Raw genomic sequence first — 15,584 nt, forward strand, 5'->3', positions numbered from 1 at the left:
TTGCTCCTCTCTTAACTATTGATTTTGTAATGTGGCATGTGCACGTTTTACAACTTCATCTATATTAATATTTGAATAAATTTCGCCTAAACCGCTAACTTTCTTTAAATGAACTAGAAATTCAATATTTCCATGTCCACCTGTAATTGGTGAAAAATCTAAATTACATACATCATAACCATTTTCAACTGAAAAATTAACAATTTCATTTATTACTTCTTGATGAACTTTTTCATCATGTATAATACCATGTTTTCCAACTTTCTCACGTCCAGCTTCAAATTGAGGTTTAATAAGTACAACTAAATCTCCATTTGTTTTTAAAATAGAATGAAGAGGTGGCAAAATTAATTTCAATGAAATAAAAGAAACATCTGTAGTTGCAAATTCCGGTTGTCCTTCATTAAAGTCCTCTAACTTGCTGTAACGAAAATTAGTATTTTCCATTACTACAACTCGTTCATCTTGTCTTAACTTCCAGACTAATTGATTAGTTCCAACATCTAATGCATAAACTTTTTTTGCTCCATTTTGCAAAGAGACATCTGTAAATCCACCAGTTGATGAACCGATATCTAATACAATTTTATCTTTAACTGATAATTTAAATACCTTTAGTGCCTTTTCAAGTTTTAATCCACCACGACTAACATATGGCATCTTAGTTCCCTTAAAATGTAATTTAATTTCAGGAGAGATTTTCATACCAGGTTTATCTAATCGTTCTTCATTTTCACCTAAAATCTCACCAGCCATTACGGCTCTTTTTGCCTGTTCACGACTTGAAAATAATCCTTGTTGAACTAGCAATACATCAATTCTTTCTTTTTTCATGACTAATCCCTTAATATTTAAAATATTCTAAAAATCCCATTAATAATTCTATATCAAAATTATTCTTTGATAATTCATTTAGATTTCTTGACATTTCACCTATTAGTTTATTTAAACATTTTTTAGCGCCATCCAGGCCTAATAAAATAGGATATGTATTTTTATTTTCAGAATTATCTTTATGTACATTTTTGCCGAGTTGTTCTTTATTTCCAATTACATCTAAAATATCATCATATATTTGAAAAGCAAGTCCGAATTTCTCGCCAAAATCAACTAATATTTTTTCTTGTTTCTGATTTGCATTTCCTAATAGAGATCCAGCATAACAAGCATATTTAAGTAATGCAGCTGTTTTACCTAAATGGACTTTTCTTAATTGAGATAAATTATATTCTTGTTTTTCTCCCTGTATATCTCCTACTTGTCCATTAATCATTCCTTCCGGACCCGCAGCTTTACTTAATCCACTAATTAATTTTATTTTTAAATCATTGTTTAATCGTGTATTACAGATACATTCAAATGCAGTTGTTAATAATGCATCACCAGCAAGAACAGCCATTGCTTGTCCAAAAACTTTATGATTTGTTGGTTTACCTCGTCTTAAGTCATCATTATCCATTTCAGGTAAATCGTCATGAATTAAAGAATAAGTATGTATTAATTCAAGACTAGAAGCAACCTTAATATCATCTTTATTAATTTCGTTTTTTAAACTTTTAACAATAGCTAAAATTAAAATAGGTCGTATACGTTTTCCGCCTGCATCTACAGAATATCGCATTGCTTCATTTAAAACAGAATAACAATTCAAACTTTTTAAATAGTCATCTAAAAAATTATTTAATTGAGGATTTACGTTATCAATAAAATTATTTAATAAATTATTTTTCATCTAAATCCTCTTTTTCAAATAATTCTTCATTTTCATCATTATCAATTACATGAGTTAATGTTTTTTGAGCATTATCCAATGTATTTTGTAATTTTTTACTTATTTCCATTCCCTTTTGAAACTGATCTAAAGCTTGTTCTAATGGAACATCGCCTTGTTCTAATTGATTAACAATTTTTTCTAATTCATCCATTTGTTCTTCAAAACTCATTTTTTTATTTTCCATAAGAATTAATCCCTTCTAATTCTAAGCACTTTAACCTGTGCAACTCCATCTTTAAAATGTAAATTTAACTCTTCATTATCACTTAAATCATCTACATTCTTAATTACTGCGTCATTTTTAATAGCTGTAACATAAGAATATCCACGATCCATAATTTGTGATGGATCTAACAATTCAAGAGCCTTTTCTTTTTTCTTAAATTCTGAAATTTTTTCTTTAATAATATTATTAGTTAAAGTAACAAGTTGTTTTTTGCTAGAATCTAATAATACATTTAACTTTTCAATTCTATTAATTGGTGATACATGTTCTAACTTATTTTTCTCCATCAATAAGCGATTTTGATTCTGATGGAAAATAGTTTCAATTTTATTAATCAATCTTGTTTCTGCTAAATCTAGTCTTTGAACATAACCATCATATAATCGTTCAGGCTGAGTAAAAATAAATGAATTCTTTAATTTCGTTAATTGATTTGATTTATTTTTAATTATTCGTTGCATAGATCCTGCTAAACGAACTTGTGAATCTTTTAACTTTACAAGTACCTCTGATAATACTGGAGTTGCCAATTCTGCTGCTGCAGTTGGAGTTGCTGCTCTAACATCTGCTGCTAAATCAGCTAATGTAGTGTCTGTTTCATGACCTACTGATGAAATAACAGGAATTTTACTGTTAGCAATTGCTCGAGCAACTTCTTCTTCATTAAATGGCCAGAGATCCTCAATAGATCCACCACCTCGACCAATAATAATTGTATCAAAATTTGCAAGTTTATTAACTTCTTTTAATCTCTTTACAAGTGAATCTTTCGCATATTCTCCTTGAACTTCAGCTGGAAATAAGACTAATTGTACAATAGGGTATCTCCTTCGAGTAGTTGTTATAATATCTCGTATTACAGCACCAGATGGACTAGTAATTACTGCAATTCTTTTAGGAAATTTAGCTAACTCTCTCTTTGGTTTGCTAAATAGTCCTTCTTGAGTTAGTTTTTCTTTTAATTGCTCATAAGCTTTATATAAAGCACCAACTCCATCCGGCTGCATCGTTTCAATATTGATTTGATATTTTCCAGTTTGCTCATAAACTTCAATTTTTCCAGTAACAAGAACTTTCATTCCCTCTTCAGGTTGAAATTTAATGCGTTTGAAATTTGATTGAAACATAACTGCTTCAATCTTTGCATTTTTATCTTTTAAGCTAAAATATTGATGACGAGGTCTTAAACGAAAGTTTGAAATTTCACCAATCAGATATACCTTATCTAGGTATGGATCATACGTAAACTTTTTACTAATATATTTTGTTAATGCGGTAACTGTCAAATATTGATCATGTTGCATCTATTTGATACTTCTTTCTGCAATTTGAATCGTCTGTTCCAATAACATTGTAATTGTCATAGGACCAACTCCACCAGGTACTGGGGAAAGATAAGCTACTTTACCATTTACAGAATCATAGTTAACATCCCCTACTAATTTACCTTCACTGTTTCGATTAGTTCCTACGTCAACTACAATTGCATTTTCATTAAAATAACTTTCATCAAAATATTCTGTTTTACCAATAGCTGTAATAACAACATCTGCATTTTTGGTCTTATTTACAAGATCTTGTGTATAACTATGAGTAACAGTCACTGTCGCATTGGCATTCATCATTAAAGCAATAAGTGGCATACCCACGATTTGACTTCTTCCTACAATAACAACATTTTTTCCAGTTAAATCAATATTATATTCTGAAATAAGTTTCATAATACCATGTGGTGTACATGGTATTAATTGAGCTTGATTCATAAATAATTTGCCAATATTCATTGGATGAAAACCATCTGCATCCTTTGCAGGATCAATAGCCTGCATTACATGTTGTTCATTAATAGTTTTAGGTAATGGTAGTTGAACCAATATTCCATGAATTTTTGGATCATTATTTAATTTCTTAATTAATTTAATTAACTCTTCTTCAGTTGTTGTTTCTGGAAGTAACTTATCAAATGTTTCCATTCCGACTTTTTCCGCTGCCTTTTTTTTATTTCTAATATATACTTTACTTGCAGGATCTTCCCCTACCAAAATCACTGCTAAACATGGTTTAATTCCATTCTTTTTTAAATTTTCAACCCTTTTTTTTAAATCTTCCCTTATTTTAATTGCTAGCTTTTTTCCATCTAGTTTCGTTGTCACAAAAATCATTCCTTAATTTAGTATCTTCTTCATTTTAGCATATCTCAATTAATTTTTTTATTTAAAAATTAATTATAAAATAAAGAGACTATGAATAAAATCACAGTCTCTTTACATAAAAACTTAAAAATTAAATAAAACAAATTTAGACAAAATTCGATAAAACGCCATTTATAAAACTACGTTCTTTTTCATCACTAAATTCCTTTGCTAATTGCAAAGCTTCATTTAAAGCAACTTTATTAGGTACATCTTGAACAAATTTAATTTCATATAAACCAAGACGTAAAATAATTAAATCTGTCTTATTTAAACGACTTAACGTCCATTTAGAATTAAGTTTACTTGAAATTAAATCATCTAATTGATTTTGTTGCTCCAATACACCATTTACAAGCATGAGTAAATATTCAGGTTGCTTTTTTACTTTATTTTCTTCCAAAAGTGAATCAACCACAAATTGTTTATCAGCATCTGGATTGCTATTAACTGCAAACAAAGTTTGAAATGCTAATTCTCTAATTTGATGTCTTGTAATACTCACTATTCTTCACCATCTTCTTCGGCAAAAGGATTATTTGGATCAATTGCTGATTCCTGTTTTTCAGGAACAATTCCTTGAACATGAACATCAACAATATCTAATTTTAACCCAGTCATAAAAAGTACTTGTTGTTTTACTTTTTCTTGAATCTCACAAGCAACTTTAGGTACTGAAACTCCATAATTTAATAGAGCGTAAACATCTACTTTTAATTCAGAATCCTTTTGATCTAATTTTACCCCTTTGCTTCGATCTTCTTTACCGAATAATTTTGATACACTATTGGCTAAAGAACCTCGCATTGAATAAACTCCATCAACTTGACTGGCCGCAATTCCAATAATGACTTCAACAACTTCCGGTGCAATCTTGATTTCTCCTAAACCAGGTTCTTGACTTGCTAAAATAATATTATTATCTTCAGTCATTATTAAGCCTCCTTTAATTATGCATAACTATGCACGTGAAATATATGTTCCATCTGCTGTATTAATAGTCAATGTTTCACCTTCATTAATAAAGAATGGAACTTGAACAACTAAACCAGTTTCCATTGTTGCTGGTTTACTACCACCTGATGATGTATCACCTTTAATATTTGGTTCAGTTTCAGCAACTACTAAATCAACAGTATTAGGTAATTCAACACCTAATGTTTCTGAACCAAACATTACAACTTTAACTGACATATTTTCTTTTAAATATTTAATTTCATCTTCGATTTGTGTTTTGTTTAATTCAAGTTGTTCATATGTATTTGTATCCATAAATACATAGTTGTCGCCATCTGCATATAAGTATTGCATTTCTTTACGATCGATTTGTGCTTGATTTACTTTTTCACCTGCACGGAAAGTCTTTTCTTGAACAGCACCTGTACGTAAATTTTTTAATTTAGAACGAACGAAGGCAGAACCTTTACCTGGTTTAACATGTTGAAATTCAACAACACGCCATAATTCGCCGTCTACCTCAATAGTTAATCCGTTTTTAAAATCATTTACAGAAATCATTTAATTATTCCTCCTAGGGTAATTTAAAAATTCCGTCTTATCCAAAAGAACTATACACAATATTTTCACGTGAATTTAAAGATTTGTCAAGCATATTATTACTAAAGCTCTATGAATTCAGTAGAAATTGGTGTTAAATTTTCATATCCATTTTCAGTAACTAAAATATCATTTTCAATTCTAATTCCACCTAAACCTGGAATATATACCCCAGGTTCAATTGTAATAATTTGTCCTGAAATCAATTCATCAAAACTATTCAAATTGGGAAGTTCATGAATTGATAACCCAATACCATGGCCAATTCCATGCGTAAAATATTGATCTAAATTATTGCTCTTTAATATTTTTTTTGCGCGTTCATAAAGCAAATTTGCTGGCAATCCACTACGAACTAATTTTGTTGTTTCATTTAGGGCATCTAAAACAACGTTGTATACTTTTTTAATTTCTTTATTTTGTTTTCCCAAACTAATTGTTCTAGTAATATCAAATGTATAATCGTTAACAAAATATCCAAAATCTAGCATTACTAAATCATTATGGTTAATTTTCCTATTTGAAATAGTACTATGTGGTAATACAGTATTACTTCCACTTGCAATAATTGTATCAAATGAAGGTTTATCTGCACCATTTTTCTTTAAAAAATAATCCAAATCAATTGCTAAACTTCTTTCTGTTTGATAATCAATTTTATCAATAAAAAAGTCAAATGCTTTTTTAGCAATTAAATTTGCTTTTTTTATTTTTTGAATCTCATTATTTGATTTGATCGATCGCAATGACTCTATTAAATTTGAAATCGAAACAATATCTGAAGTAGCATTTTCATCTAAATAATCATACATGCTAAATTCGATAGAATCTTCAAATCCTACTGCAATCAAATGATCTTTTGAAATAATATCACATGTAGCCTTCAAATATTCATTAGAAATTATAGGTTGAATATCTTTGAGATTATTTAATTCAATTTTAAATCTTTGATCACTAATTAAATATACACTTTCAAAAGTTACTAATACAATCCCATCGTCACCAGTAAAATTTGTTAAGTATTTAATATTTGTTTGGTTAGTAACTAAAAAGCCATCTAAAGAAAATTCTTTTAAATATTTTCTTAATTTATTAATTCTATTATTTATTTCCATTTTCCTCACAAAAAAAGAGGTTGGTTCCCAACCTCTTGATAAAATAAATTAATCTGCAACAGGGTATACAGATACTTGACGCTTGTCACGTCCTTTGCGTTCATAACGAACAACACCTTCAACTTTAGCAAATAATGTGTTGTCGCCACCCATACCAACATTTGTACCTGGATAAATGTGTGTACCACGTTGGCGGTAGATGATTGAACCGCCCTTAACAACTTGACCATCAGCACTCTTTGCGCCTAAACGCTTAGCCTTTGAGTCACGACCGTTAGCAGTTGAACCACCACCCTTTTTATGAGCGAAGAATTGTAAGTTCATTAACATAACCGTTGCACCTCCTTGATTATTTATTTTATTTCGATGTATTTATCATAACTATTTTCAATATCTAATAAGCCTAACTTAAAACTTTCAAGTAAAAGTTGAACTTTTGGATGTTGAATTTGGTCAATTGGAAGTTTAACATTTAAAAATCCAGATCCTTCATCCGATTCAATAACTGGATTTGAATCTGCCAACTTTTCCAAACTATTGACTGTATTAATTGCCAAAGCAGAAACAGCAGCACAAACAATATCATGTCCATATTCTCCTGATCCTGCATGACCTGATAATTTAAATCCGCTAATTTTATCTTGATAGTAGCTAATTTGTGCTTGAATCAAAACCTAACCAGCTTTCAATTATGCATTAATTTCGTCAATAACAACCTTTGTATATGGTTGACGATGACCTTGTTTTGTGTGTTGGTGTTTCTTAGGCTTGTACTTAAATGTAACAACTTTCTTAGCACGGCCTTGTTTTTCAACTGTACCTGTAACTGTTGCACCTTCAACTAATGGTGTACCGATTACAGTTTTTTCGCCACCAACTAATACAACTTCATCAAAAGTTACTTTGTCACCTGCTTTAACGTCTAATTTTTCAACGTAAATAGCTTGACCTTTTTCAACTTTTAATTGCTTGCCACCAGTTTTAATGATTGCGTACATCTTGTGCACCTCCTTAATTAATCCTTAGACTCGCCGTAATTTAGTGGCCTCCAAAAGAGACACTTAAACTTAAAACGTGCGGTTGCAGTTGTACTATGCACAAGTACAACAGTTGTATATTATCAGAAAATTTGTGTTTAGTCAAATATATATTAATGAAATTCATTGAAATTTTGAATTGACTTTTTTTCACAATAATAATATAATCATTATGTTGTTGATATGGTTCGGTAGCTCAGCTGGATAGAGCATCCGCCTTCTAAGCGGATTGTCGAGAGTTCGAATCTCTCCCGAATCATTCAATTTATCTAGAGCACAATATCAATCATGATATTGTGCTTTTTTTATAAAAAAATTCAGTCTAAATAAATTAGACTGAATTAATTTTATTTCATAAACATTTTTTCAAAATGACTTTCAATTTGATTTTCATCAAAGTCCAAATCTATTAACCCAAGTTTTAAGAACATATGCCATGCATGTACTAAGCTTTGAGGTTGTCGTTTAAAATAACAACTATTAATCTGTTGCTGAATGCTTAAATAAACCATTGCAAGTGATTCACTTTTCCATTTTTGCCCAATTGCATTTAAATCTTCATCACTCATTAACATAATATATGTCCACTCTTTAAAATTTGCAATTGCAAAAAAATCTCTCATTGTCATGCAATAACTATCAAGTAATTCAGATTTTGATGCTTTATTTCGAATTTTATTAAATAAAGTAGCTAGACTTAAATTTACATTCACTACTAAATTACTATATTTTTCATCTAATGAATAACTCTTAGCTGGTAACATTTCAGAGTATTCACTGTGTCGAGCAATTGAAAACATTTGATTAAAATCCATGACTAAAACCTTCTCTTCATTAATAGTATCTTGGATCATTCTTTATTTCTAAACTATCTAAATTATTAAGGTACCAATCACGTAAGAAATCATACTTATTCAATATATCAAACCATGAAATTCTATTATCTGGGTCTTTAATTTGAATAATCCATTGATTATTTTCTGATGGTCCAATTGCCATTTCTATACCATGATTTAATTTTAATATTGCCTCATTTTGAGTACCTGTAACTAGCATATAATCAGCGTTCGAAGCAGAAATAAATAATTTATCAAGTGCCTTTTGTGGCATTTGAGCATCCATAATTGGATATTTAGCATAGTTTGATGGATCCAAAATATTGAAGTCTACATCAAACCCGTAATCCTCCTTCATAAACTTTCCAATTGCTAAAAGCTGTAATTCAAATTGTCTTAGTACCTCATGAGAAACTTCACTACGATATTTTTTAATTAATAAATCAGTTAAAGATTCACTATTGAATAATAAAAGATGTTTATTAAAATCAATAAAAAATAATGCTTCATTATTTTTACGTTCAACATAGTATGCACTACCATCAACATTTTCTTGAAATGTAAAGTAACCTAAACTATCAATTCCTGGAAATTGATGATAAAGTTCATCATTTTTTTCATTAGCTTGTAAAACAAGTTTTTCAGCTTGATGCAAACCTAATAAGCGGCTTAAAAATATTAAATAAAAATCCTGCTTGCTATATTGTTGTGGATATATCAAATAAGCTGAATCTAGCTGATATGTAGAAAGTTGTTGGATTGAAGTCAATAATGTATCTGGATTTTTAGTTGTAATTAATTCATTTAAAATTTCTGTAAAATGAATACCATTATCTAAGTTTTTCTTTAGTTGATCACGATATGCTAACAATCTACCTGTTGTACTTAATGAACGCACATCCTTAGTTTGCATTTTTTCTTGACCATTTGGAAGAAATGTAATTGTTTTTAATTTATTTTGTTCATCCATTGAATCTCACCTATTCTTTTGATGCAATCAAATTAGCTATATAATCACGATATAATGTTTCGTTTTTGGCTTCAAAGTTTTCAAAAGTTCCAAATTTAGATACAATACTTTGCTTTTCATAACCAATCAATGTATCTTCCTTAGATAAAGCTAAAATAGTTTCTTCATTATCTCTAATTGTTCGATATGCACTATTTGCTTTTTCATCTAATTCTGTAAGATGACTTAACTTATCTATCAATCTTTGTTTAGATTCTTTTTGCTTTGAACTTTCCCATGGCATAACTTTTTCTTGTGTAATTTCTTTAATTTGTGCACGCAACTCTTCTTTTTGTTGATCGCGTTCGTCTTGTGAATCAATTAAATTTTGCAATTGTTCATTTTCCTTTGATAGCCGTTCAATTGCATCACTATTCAATCTCTTATTTTCAAATTCAAGTTCAAATGCTTTAGATAATTTATCATACTCATTTTTGTCAAAATGAAATTTAACATTTAACACATCAAAAGTTCCAAATAATCTTCTGCCCCACCAATTTCCAAAATAAAATTGAAAGTTTCCTGGAACAGTTTCTTCAAAATAGAAAAATGGATATGTTTCATTTAAATAATCAATTAATTTTTTACTTAAAAAATCACTGATTTGTGGTTTAATATCCTCAACTAATTTTTCATTTCCAAAATTGTTAATACTTTCATGTGCTTGTAAAATTTCTTCTGCATAACGCTGAGCATCAATTAATTCGTAAACATGACGATCATCTTGTTTTTTTACAGCATCATCAAGTGTTTGTAAATACTGGATTTTTCCAGTTACTGCCTGCGTTAATGTTTCTGTTGCTTTATCATGATCTGATAAAGTAAATTGATTATCATTTGTCATAAGAATCTCCTCTTATTACCTAAAATAAAAACATTGCTTTAATTCTATTTTGACAAAAAAAGTCATTAAAAGCAATGTTTCACTATTAATTTATTTGATTAAACTGAATTAACGTACAACGTATTGTCGTTGATAATCTTCTACACCAGCAAATACAAATTTAGCTGGATCTGAACTAATATCTAATTTACGTGTTTTTTCATCTTTAATTCTTGAATTATAAATTTTTTCATATTCATCAACAGTGAGTCGTTTCCGAGCATCCAAAGTTTTTTGGAAGGCTTGATGTTCAATGTATTTATCAAAACCTGGTCGTAGTAATCCAGAATAGAATTCGCCTTGTGCACCAGAACCATAACTATACATTCCGATTCTCATCCCTGGTTTTAAATCTGTTGCATTTTCTAATAATGATAAGAAACCTAGATAAAGTGAACCTGTGTATAAGTTACCAATTTGATTACTATAACGACGTACATTTTCAAATTCTCTTGTTAATTTAGTTGCTACCTCTGCATCTGCATTTTCTATTGCTATTTTTAAAGCTTTAAATCCTTCTTTTGTATATGGCAAATGGAAACACATTGCATCAAATTTAGAAATATCAAAACCTGTCTTAGCTTGATATTCTTCAAAAACATGTTTAAAGAAATCAAGATAAACATTTGTTGAATACTTGCCATCTACTAAAGCTTCATCATGTGTAAGTGGACGCCAAAAGTCCATGACATCATCAGCCCAGTATGTTCCATCGTCTTGTACAGATAAAATACGTGGATTGCGACTAATTAACATTGCAACCGCACCACCACCTTGAGTTACTTCGCCTTTTGTACCAAGACCATAACGTGCATTATCTGCTCCAATAACTAAAACTTTAGAATCTGGATTCATTGCAATATGACCATGTGCAAAGTGAATTGCTGCCGTTGCTGCGTAACATGCTTGCTTGAGTTCTACTACTCTTACCTGTTTTTTAAATCCTAATAATCGTTGAATATATACAGCGCCTGATTTAGAATTATCTACTCCAGATTCAGTAGCAAATAAAATCATGTCGATTTGTTCTTTATCTTCTTCTGTTAAAATTTTATCTGCAGCATTTGCGGCCATTGATACTACATCTTGTGTAGGAGGAATGACAGCCATTTTACTTTGACCGATTCCGATTAAATATTTATTTGGGTCAACATTTCTAGCCTCGGCTAGATCTTTCATGTCTAAATATAAATGTGGAGTAAAAAAACCAATTTTATCAATACCAATATTCATCAAAATCCCTCCAAAAAAATACTAGAATAAATTTTAACATAATCAATTATAAAATGAAAAAGAAAACCTGCAATAAAATCCAAATATGATAGAATATAATTAAATCCAAGAAAGAAAGTGTTTTCATGAAATGTATTAAAATGGAAGTGTATGGTTTAGTTCAAGGTGTAGGATTCAGATTTTCAACAAAACAATTAGCTGATTCATTAGGTATCAAAGGTATTGTAATGAATCGCAATGATGGCTCTGTTTATATTGAAGCGGAGGGTACTCCTTTACTTCTGCAAGAGTTTATCGATAAAGTAAAACTCTCTCCATCTCCAAGTGGACATGTTGATCATTATATTATTAAAGAAATTTCGCAAAAAAATTACTCTGATTTTTCAATTGTTTATGAATAAACTTTTTAGTAAATATTGAAATTCCTTTCTTTTTTGCTTATTATAAAATTTGTATTACTCAAAATGAAAGGAATTTAAAATTGAAAAAGAAAAAAGTTGGTATCCTTGCCATCTCATTCTTAACAATTACTTTGTTCTTAGGTGGATGTGTTCAACGAACAAGTTCAGGTAAGCCATATGGCATCGTTTACGATTGGTTAGCTGTTCCGACACAACATTTATTAACTTGGATTGCAAACTTGCTGAATGGTAGTTATGGTTGGGCTATTGTATTTATTACAATTGTTGTACGCTTATTATTAATGCCTTTAATGCTAGGGCAAATGAAGAAATCAACAATACAACAAGAAAAAATTGCTGCTATTCAACCACAATTAATGGAGATTCAAAAGCAGGCACAGAATGCTCAAAGCCAAGAAGAGCAAATGGCATTAAGTCAAGAAATGATGGCTTTATACCGTGAAAACGAAATTTCAATGACAGGTGGTATTGGATGTCTTCCTTTAATTATTCAAATGCCAATCTTCGCTGCTTTATATGCTGCTATTCAATATTCTCCAGATTTAGCACATTCCTCTTTCTTTGGAATTAATTTAGCAGGTCGAAGTTTCACATTCGTTGCATTGACTTTTCTTATTTATGCACTCCAAGGATGGTTAGCTACTCGAGGAATGCCAGATAGTCAAATGAATAAAATGACAACTGGAATGATGATGATTTATACTCCTGTAATGTTTGCTTTCATGACATGGATTGCACCTGCAGGATTAGGTTTATATTTCTTTGCTGGAGGAATAATTGCCTGTTTCCAAACATTATTAGTAAATGGAATGCGTCCGAAAATTAAAGCAGAAATTGCAAAAGAAATGGCTCAAAAAACTAAAAATAAACCTAAAAAGGTTAAGCCAATAAAAAAACAAATTCATGAAGCTCAAGAAAAAGCTGCACAAATCCATGAAAATAACCGCCAACGAAATGCTGGCAAACAAAATCATAAAAAATAAAAAAATGGAATTTATAGTTAAAACTATAAATTCCATTTTTTTATTCTGGATTTACTAATGGTAATTGAACCCTAAACACAGAGCCTTGATTTTCAACACTTTCTACACTAATTTTTCCATGATACCCCTCTACTAAACGATGTGCAATTGAAAGTCCTAATCCATTACCACCTTTATTACGACTACGTGCTTTATCAACTCGATAAAAACGATCAAAAATTTTTTTAATATTTTCTTGTGAGATTCCTTCACCAAAATCCTGTACTACAAATTCTACATATCGTGTATTTTTAGACATTGTTAAGTGAATTTCTTTTCGATCAGTTGAATATTTAACCGCATTATCAAGTAAAATGATTAAAATTTGTTCCAAATGATTTCGATATATTTTTACTAATGTTTTATTTTTTAAATCATTATCCAAAATAATTTGAAAATCAGGATGAATCATTTGAAAATCGTTATATACTTGTAACCCAACTTCTCTAGCATCTGAAGTTTCACTGCCATACTGTACCTCCACTTGGTCTGCTCTAGACAGATCAAGCATTTCTTGTACAAGATTTTTCATTCGATCTATTTCCTGTAGTGATGCCTGAATTGATTCTTCTAAAACTTTAGGATCATCCTTTCCCCAACGTTTAAGTAAATCTAGATGTCCTTGAATAATTGCAACAGGTGTTCTTAATTCATGCGAAACATCTCCTACAAACTGTTGCTGTTGTTCTATATATCTTTGCATCCTATCTAACATATTATTAAATAAATTACTAAGTTGCGCCAATTCATCGTCTTTAGAAATTACTGGAACTCTTACTTCTGACAATGCTTTAGCTTCATCATCACTATTATTAATTTCATCAATTGTTTCGTTTAATAAATCTACTGGTTGTAAAAAAATTGAAGCAAGCCAGTAACTCATCAAAGAGATTGCAAAGCAAACAGTAATTCCTATAATAATAAATAAATAAACTAGTTTCTTTCTTGTTTGATCATATTGAATTAGTTTATCAGAAATTTGAATATATCCAATTTTTTCATTAGTTTTTTTTGAATAAATCGGTTTTCGAATCAAAAGTACTGTATGTTTATCACTTTTTACTTTATTTTCTTCTGTACTTCTTACTTTTTTAAAAGTAAGAACTTCCTTGCTTGTTGAGTATAGTTGATTTCCACTATTATTATAAATACTTACAATTAAATTTTTATGTGCCGCAGACTGAATAAATGAATCATTGTACGGTGTATTTAAAGAATCATTGTTTTTTGGGGAATAACTAATATTAAAACTCTGTTGGATGTTATTTTTATCTAACGGTTGATCATATCCAGTGAGCTTTTTTTCAGTTGCTTGGAGCGCATCTCTAGAATAGCTTTGTTCTTGTTTAAATAAGATATTTGAAAAACATTGAAATAATAAGATAGCAAATATGCCAAAGATAATTGTTACCCCAATCGCTGTTCCAAGCGCCCACTTTAGTTTTAATGAAACTGATTTTTTCTCTTGATTTGCTTGGATACTATCAACGTCTATGATTTCTTTTGTCATTACGACCGCATCACATAACCTGTTCCACGAACAGTTTGAATATAACTATCTTCACCAGGACGATCAATCTTATTTCTAAGATATCGAATATAAACATCTACAACATTTGTTTCAATTTTACTTTCATATCCCCATACTTTTTTCAATAACTCTTCTCTAGCTAATACAACATTAATATTTTCCATTAATGTTAATAATAATTCATACTCACGTTTTGTTAATTCAATGACTTCATCGTCACGTCGAACAACGCGGTTTTCTTTCTCAATTGTTAAATCTTTATATTTAACGGTTGTAGCTTTATTAGAATTTCCTTCGCTTTCAAGATCAACTCGACGGAGTACAGCTCTTAGGCGTGCTAAAAGTTCTTCAATTGCAAATGGTTTAATTATATAGTCATCTGCTCCGTGGTCAAGTCCAGAAACTCTATCAATTACTGAATCCCGTGCCGTCATCATAATAATAGGTGTAGTTTTAACTTGACGAATTCGACGACATACTTCTAATCCATTCAATCCTGGAAGCATCAAATCTAATAAGATTGCATCCCAATCATTATCAAGTGCTAATTCTAAAGCTTCTCTTCCATCATAAACAACCTGTGTTTCATATCCTTCATGCTTTAATTCTAATTCTACAAATCTTGCTAAATTTTCTTCATCTTCAACAATTAAAATTTTGTTCAACGCATTCACTCTCCTATTCTTCATAATTAAAAACGTCGCCCCCTAATTTATACTTTAATGGTTTAAATTAAAAGACGGCGTT

20 protein-coding genes, 1 tRNA gene and 1 other annotated feature are annotated in these 15,584 nt (G+C 30.0%); of the genes, 3 read left to right on the plus strand and 18 right to left on the minus strand.

What is annotated here, in order from left to right:
* Positions 1–15: 15 nt before the first annotated feature.
* From QPK35_RS03790 to rplU, 12 genes are all read right to left on the minus strand, one after another.
* Positions 16–834 (minus strand): TlyA family RNA methyltransferase, encoded by an 819-nt coding sequence (locus QPK35_RS03790; protein ID WP_290034143.1) that lies wholly within the window; start codon positions 832–834, stop codon positions 16–18.
* 10 nt (positions 835–844) lie between these two features.
* On the minus strand, positions 845–1,732 hold the full coding sequence (locus QPK35_RS03795; protein WP_290034144.1) for a polyprenyl synthetase family protein: 888 nt from the start codon (positions 1,730–1,732) through the stop codon (positions 845–847).
* Positions 1,722–1,958 carry an exodeoxyribonuclease VII small subunit gene (locus QPK35_RS03800; protein ID WP_290034145.1) on the minus strand — a complete coding sequence of 79 codons (237 nt, stop codon included), beginning with the start codon at positions 1,956–1,958 and terminating at the stop codon, positions 1,722–1,724. The genes QPK35_RS03795 and QPK35_RS03800 overlap by 11 nt, the downstream gene beginning before the upstream one ends.
* A gap of 5 nt (positions 1,959–1,963) precedes the next feature.
* Complete coding sequence (gene xseA, locus QPK35_RS03805) at positions 1,964–3,304, minus strand: exodeoxyribonuclease VII large subunit (RefSeq protein WP_290034146.1); 1,341 nt, start codon at positions 3,302–3,304, stop codon at positions 1,964–1,966.
* The gene (gene folD / locus QPK35_RS03810; protein WP_290034147.1) at positions 3,305–4,162 is read right to left on the minus strand and encodes a bifunctional methylenetetrahydrofolate dehydrogenase/methenyltetrahydrofolate cyclohydrolase FolD; all 858 of its coding nucleotides are present in this window, start codon (positions 4,160–4,162) and stop codon (positions 3,305–3,307) included.
* Between the two features lie 136 nt (positions 4,163–4,298).
* A complete protein-coding gene (gene nusB, locus QPK35_RS03815) occupies positions 4,299–4,697 on the minus strand; it encodes a transcription antitermination factor NusB (protein WP_290034148.1) in 399 nt (132 codons plus the stop codon).
* Positions 4,697–5,125, minus strand: a complete 429-nt coding sequence (locus QPK35_RS03820) for an Asp23/Gls24 family envelope stress response protein (RefSeq protein ID WP_290034149.1) — start codon at positions 5,123–5,125, stop codon at positions 4,697–4,699. Before QPK35_RS03820 ends, nusB begins: the two co-directional genes overlap by 1 nt.
* Positions 5,126–5,152: 27 nt before the next feature.
* Complete coding sequence (efp, locus tag QPK35_RS03825; RefSeq protein WP_290034150.1) at positions 5,153–5,710, minus strand: elongation factor P; 558 nt, start codon at positions 5,708–5,710, stop codon at positions 5,153–5,155.
* Positions 5,711–5,811: 101 nt separating this feature from the next.
* Positions 5,812–6,864, minus strand: a complete 1,053-nt coding sequence (locus tag QPK35_RS03830) for a M24 family metallopeptidase (RefSeq protein WP_290034151.1) — start codon at positions 6,862–6,864, stop codon at positions 5,812–5,814.
* A gap of 48 nt (positions 6,865–6,912) precedes the next feature.
* Entirely contained in the window at positions 6,913–7,194 is a 282-nt protein-coding gene (rpmA, locus tag QPK35_RS03835; RefSeq protein WP_290034152.1) for a 50S ribosomal protein L27, read from the minus strand.
* A 23-nt stretch (positions 7,195–7,217) separates the two neighbouring features.
* Positions 7,218–7,535 carry a ribosomal-processing cysteine protease Prp gene (locus QPK35_RS03840; RefSeq protein WP_290034153.1) on the minus strand — a complete coding sequence of 106 codons (318 nt, stop codon included), beginning with the start codon at positions 7,533–7,535 and terminating at the stop codon, positions 7,218–7,220.
* Between the two features lie 18 nt (positions 7,536–7,553).
* Positions 7,554–7,862 carry a 50S ribosomal protein L21 gene (gene rplU / locus QPK35_RS03845; protein ID WP_290034154.1) on the minus strand — a complete coding sequence of 103 codons (309 nt, stop codon included), beginning with the start codon at positions 7,860–7,862 and terminating at the stop codon, positions 7,554–7,556.
* Positions 7,863–7,878: 16 nt separating this feature from the next.
* Positions 7,879–7,956 (minus strand) — a sequence feature (ribosomal protein L21 leader region).
* Between the two features lie 130 nt (positions 7,957–8,086).
* Between rplU and QPK35_RS03850 the strand changes: the two genes are divergently transcribed.
* Positions 8,087–8,160 (plus strand) — tRNA-Arg (locus QPK35_RS03850).
* Positions 8,161–8,248: 88 nt separating this feature from the next.
* On the opposite strand, the gene QPK35_RS03855 is transcribed toward QPK35_RS03850, so the two are convergent.
* The 4 genes from QPK35_RS03855 to QPK35_RS03870 form a co-directional block, all read right to left on the minus strand.
* A complete protein-coding gene (locus tag QPK35_RS03855) occupies positions 8,249–8,716 on the minus strand; it encodes a hypothetical protein (RefSeq protein ID WP_290034155.1) in 468 nt (155 codons plus the stop codon).
* Positions 8,717–8,735: 19 nt separating this feature from the next.
* The gene (locus tag QPK35_RS03860) at positions 8,736–9,707 is read right to left on the minus strand and encodes a hypothetical protein (protein ID WP_290034156.1); all 972 of its coding nucleotides are present in this window, start codon (positions 9,705–9,707) and stop codon (positions 8,736–8,738) included.
* Between the two features lie 10 nt (positions 9,708–9,717).
* Positions 9,718–10,590, minus strand: coding sequence for an exonuclease SbcC (locus QPK35_RS03865; protein WP_290034157.1), 873 nt, complete (start codon positions 10,588–10,590; stop codon positions 9,718–9,720).
* Positions 10,591–10,698: 108 nt separating this feature from the next.
* On the minus strand, positions 10,699–11,862 hold the full coding sequence (locus QPK35_RS03870) for a hydroxymethylglutaryl-CoA synthase (RefSeq protein WP_290034158.1): 1,164 nt from the start codon (positions 11,860–11,862) through the stop codon (positions 10,699–10,701).
* A 140-nt stretch (positions 11,863–12,002) separates the two neighbouring features.
* On the opposite strand from QPK35_RS03870, the gene QPK35_RS03875 reads away from it, so the two are divergent.
* Complete coding sequence (locus QPK35_RS03875; RefSeq protein WP_435302716.1) at positions 12,003–12,263, plus strand: acylphosphatase; 261 nt, start codon at positions 12,003–12,005, stop codon at positions 12,261–12,263.
* Positions 12,264–12,343: 80 nt separating this feature from the next.
* Positions 12,344–13,267 carry a membrane protein insertase YidC gene (yidC, locus tag QPK35_RS03880; RefSeq protein WP_290034160.1) on the plus strand — a complete coding sequence of 308 codons (924 nt, stop codon included), beginning with the start codon at positions 12,344–12,346 and terminating at the stop codon, positions 13,265–13,267.
* Between the two features lie 40 nt (positions 13,268–13,307).
* On the opposite strand, the gene QPK35_RS03885 is transcribed toward yidC, so the two are convergent.
* Both QPK35_RS03885 and QPK35_RS03890 read right to left on the minus strand, forming a co-directional pair.
* The gene (locus tag QPK35_RS03885; protein WP_290034161.1) at positions 13,308–14,816 is read right to left on the minus strand and encodes a HAMP domain-containing sensor histidine kinase; all 1,509 of its coding nucleotides are present in this window, start codon (positions 14,814–14,816) and stop codon (positions 13,308–13,310) included.
* Complete coding sequence (locus QPK35_RS03890) at positions 14,816–15,502, minus strand: response regulator transcription factor (protein WP_290034162.1); 687 nt, start codon at positions 15,500–15,502, stop codon at positions 14,816–14,818. The genes QPK35_RS03885 and QPK35_RS03890 overlap by 1 nt, the downstream gene beginning before the upstream one ends.
* Positions 15,503–15,584: the final 82 nt, after the last annotated feature.

It is taken from the genome of Ligilactobacillus cholophilus (assembly GCF_030389495.1).
Lineage (GTDB): Bacteria > Bacillota > Bacilli > Lactobacillales > Lactobacillaceae > Ligilactobacillus > Ligilactobacillus cholophilus.

Bases quoted from the DNA above. Each gene is read 5' to 3' on its own strand.
- QPK35_RS03790 (WP_290034143.1), bottom strand. From the start codon at position 834: ATGAAAAAAGAAAGAATTGATGTATTGCTAGTTCAACAAGGATTATTT.
- QPK35_RS03795 (WP_290034144.1), bottom strand. From the start codon at position 1,732: ATGAAAAATAATTTATTAAATAATTTTATTGATAACGTAAATCCTCAA.
- QPK35_RS03800 (WP_290034145.1), bottom strand. From the start codon at position 1,958: ATGGAAAATAAAAAAATGAGTTTTGAAGAACAAATGGATGAATTAGAA.
- xseA (WP_290034146.1), bottom strand. From the start codon at position 3,304: ATGCAACATGATCAATATTTGACAGTTACCGCATTAACAAAATATATT.
- folD (WP_290034147.1), bottom strand. From the start codon at position 4,162: ATGATTTTTGTGACAACGAAACTAGATGGAAAAAAGCTAGCAATTAAA.
- QPK35_RS03820 (WP_290034149.1), bottom strand. From the start codon at position 5,125: ATGACTGAAGATAATAATATTATTTTAGCAAGTCAAGAACCTGGTTTA.
- efp (WP_290034150.1), bottom strand. From the start codon at position 5,710: ATGATTTCTGTAAATGATTTTAAAAACGGATTAACTATTGAGGTAGAC.
- QPK35_RS03830 (WP_290034151.1), bottom strand. From the start codon at position 6,864: ATGGAAATAAATAATAGAATTAATAAATTAAGAAAATATTTAAAAGAA.
- rpmA (WP_290034152.1), bottom strand. From the start codon at position 7,194: ATGTTAATGAACTTACAATTCTTCGCTCATAAAAAGGGTGGTGGTTCA.
- rplU (WP_290034154.1), bottom strand. From the start codon at position 7,862: ATGTACGCAATCATTAAAACTGGTGGCAAGCAATTAAAAGTTGAAAAA.
- QPK35_RS03855 (WP_290034155.1), bottom strand. From the start codon at position 8,716: ATGGATTTTAATCAAATGTTTTCAATTGCTCGACACAGTGAATACTCT.
- QPK35_RS03860 (WP_290034156.1), bottom strand. From the start codon at position 9,707: ATGGATGAACAAAATAAATTAAAAACAATTACATTTCTTCCAAATGGT.
- QPK35_RS03865 (WP_290034157.1), bottom strand. From the start codon at position 10,590: ATGACAAATGATAATCAATTTACTTTATCAGATCATGATAAAGCAACA.
- QPK35_RS03870 (WP_290034158.1), bottom strand. From the start codon at position 11,862: ATGAATATTGGTATTGATAAAATTGGTTTTTTTACTCCACATTTATAT.
- QPK35_RS03875 (WP_435302716.1), top strand. From the start codon at position 12,003: ATGGAAGTGTATGGTTTAGTTCAAGGTGTAGGATTCAGATTTTCAACA.
- QPK35_RS03885 (WP_290034161.1), bottom strand. From the start codon at position 14,816: ATGACAAAAGAAATCATAGACGTTGATAGTATCCAAGCAAATCAAGAG.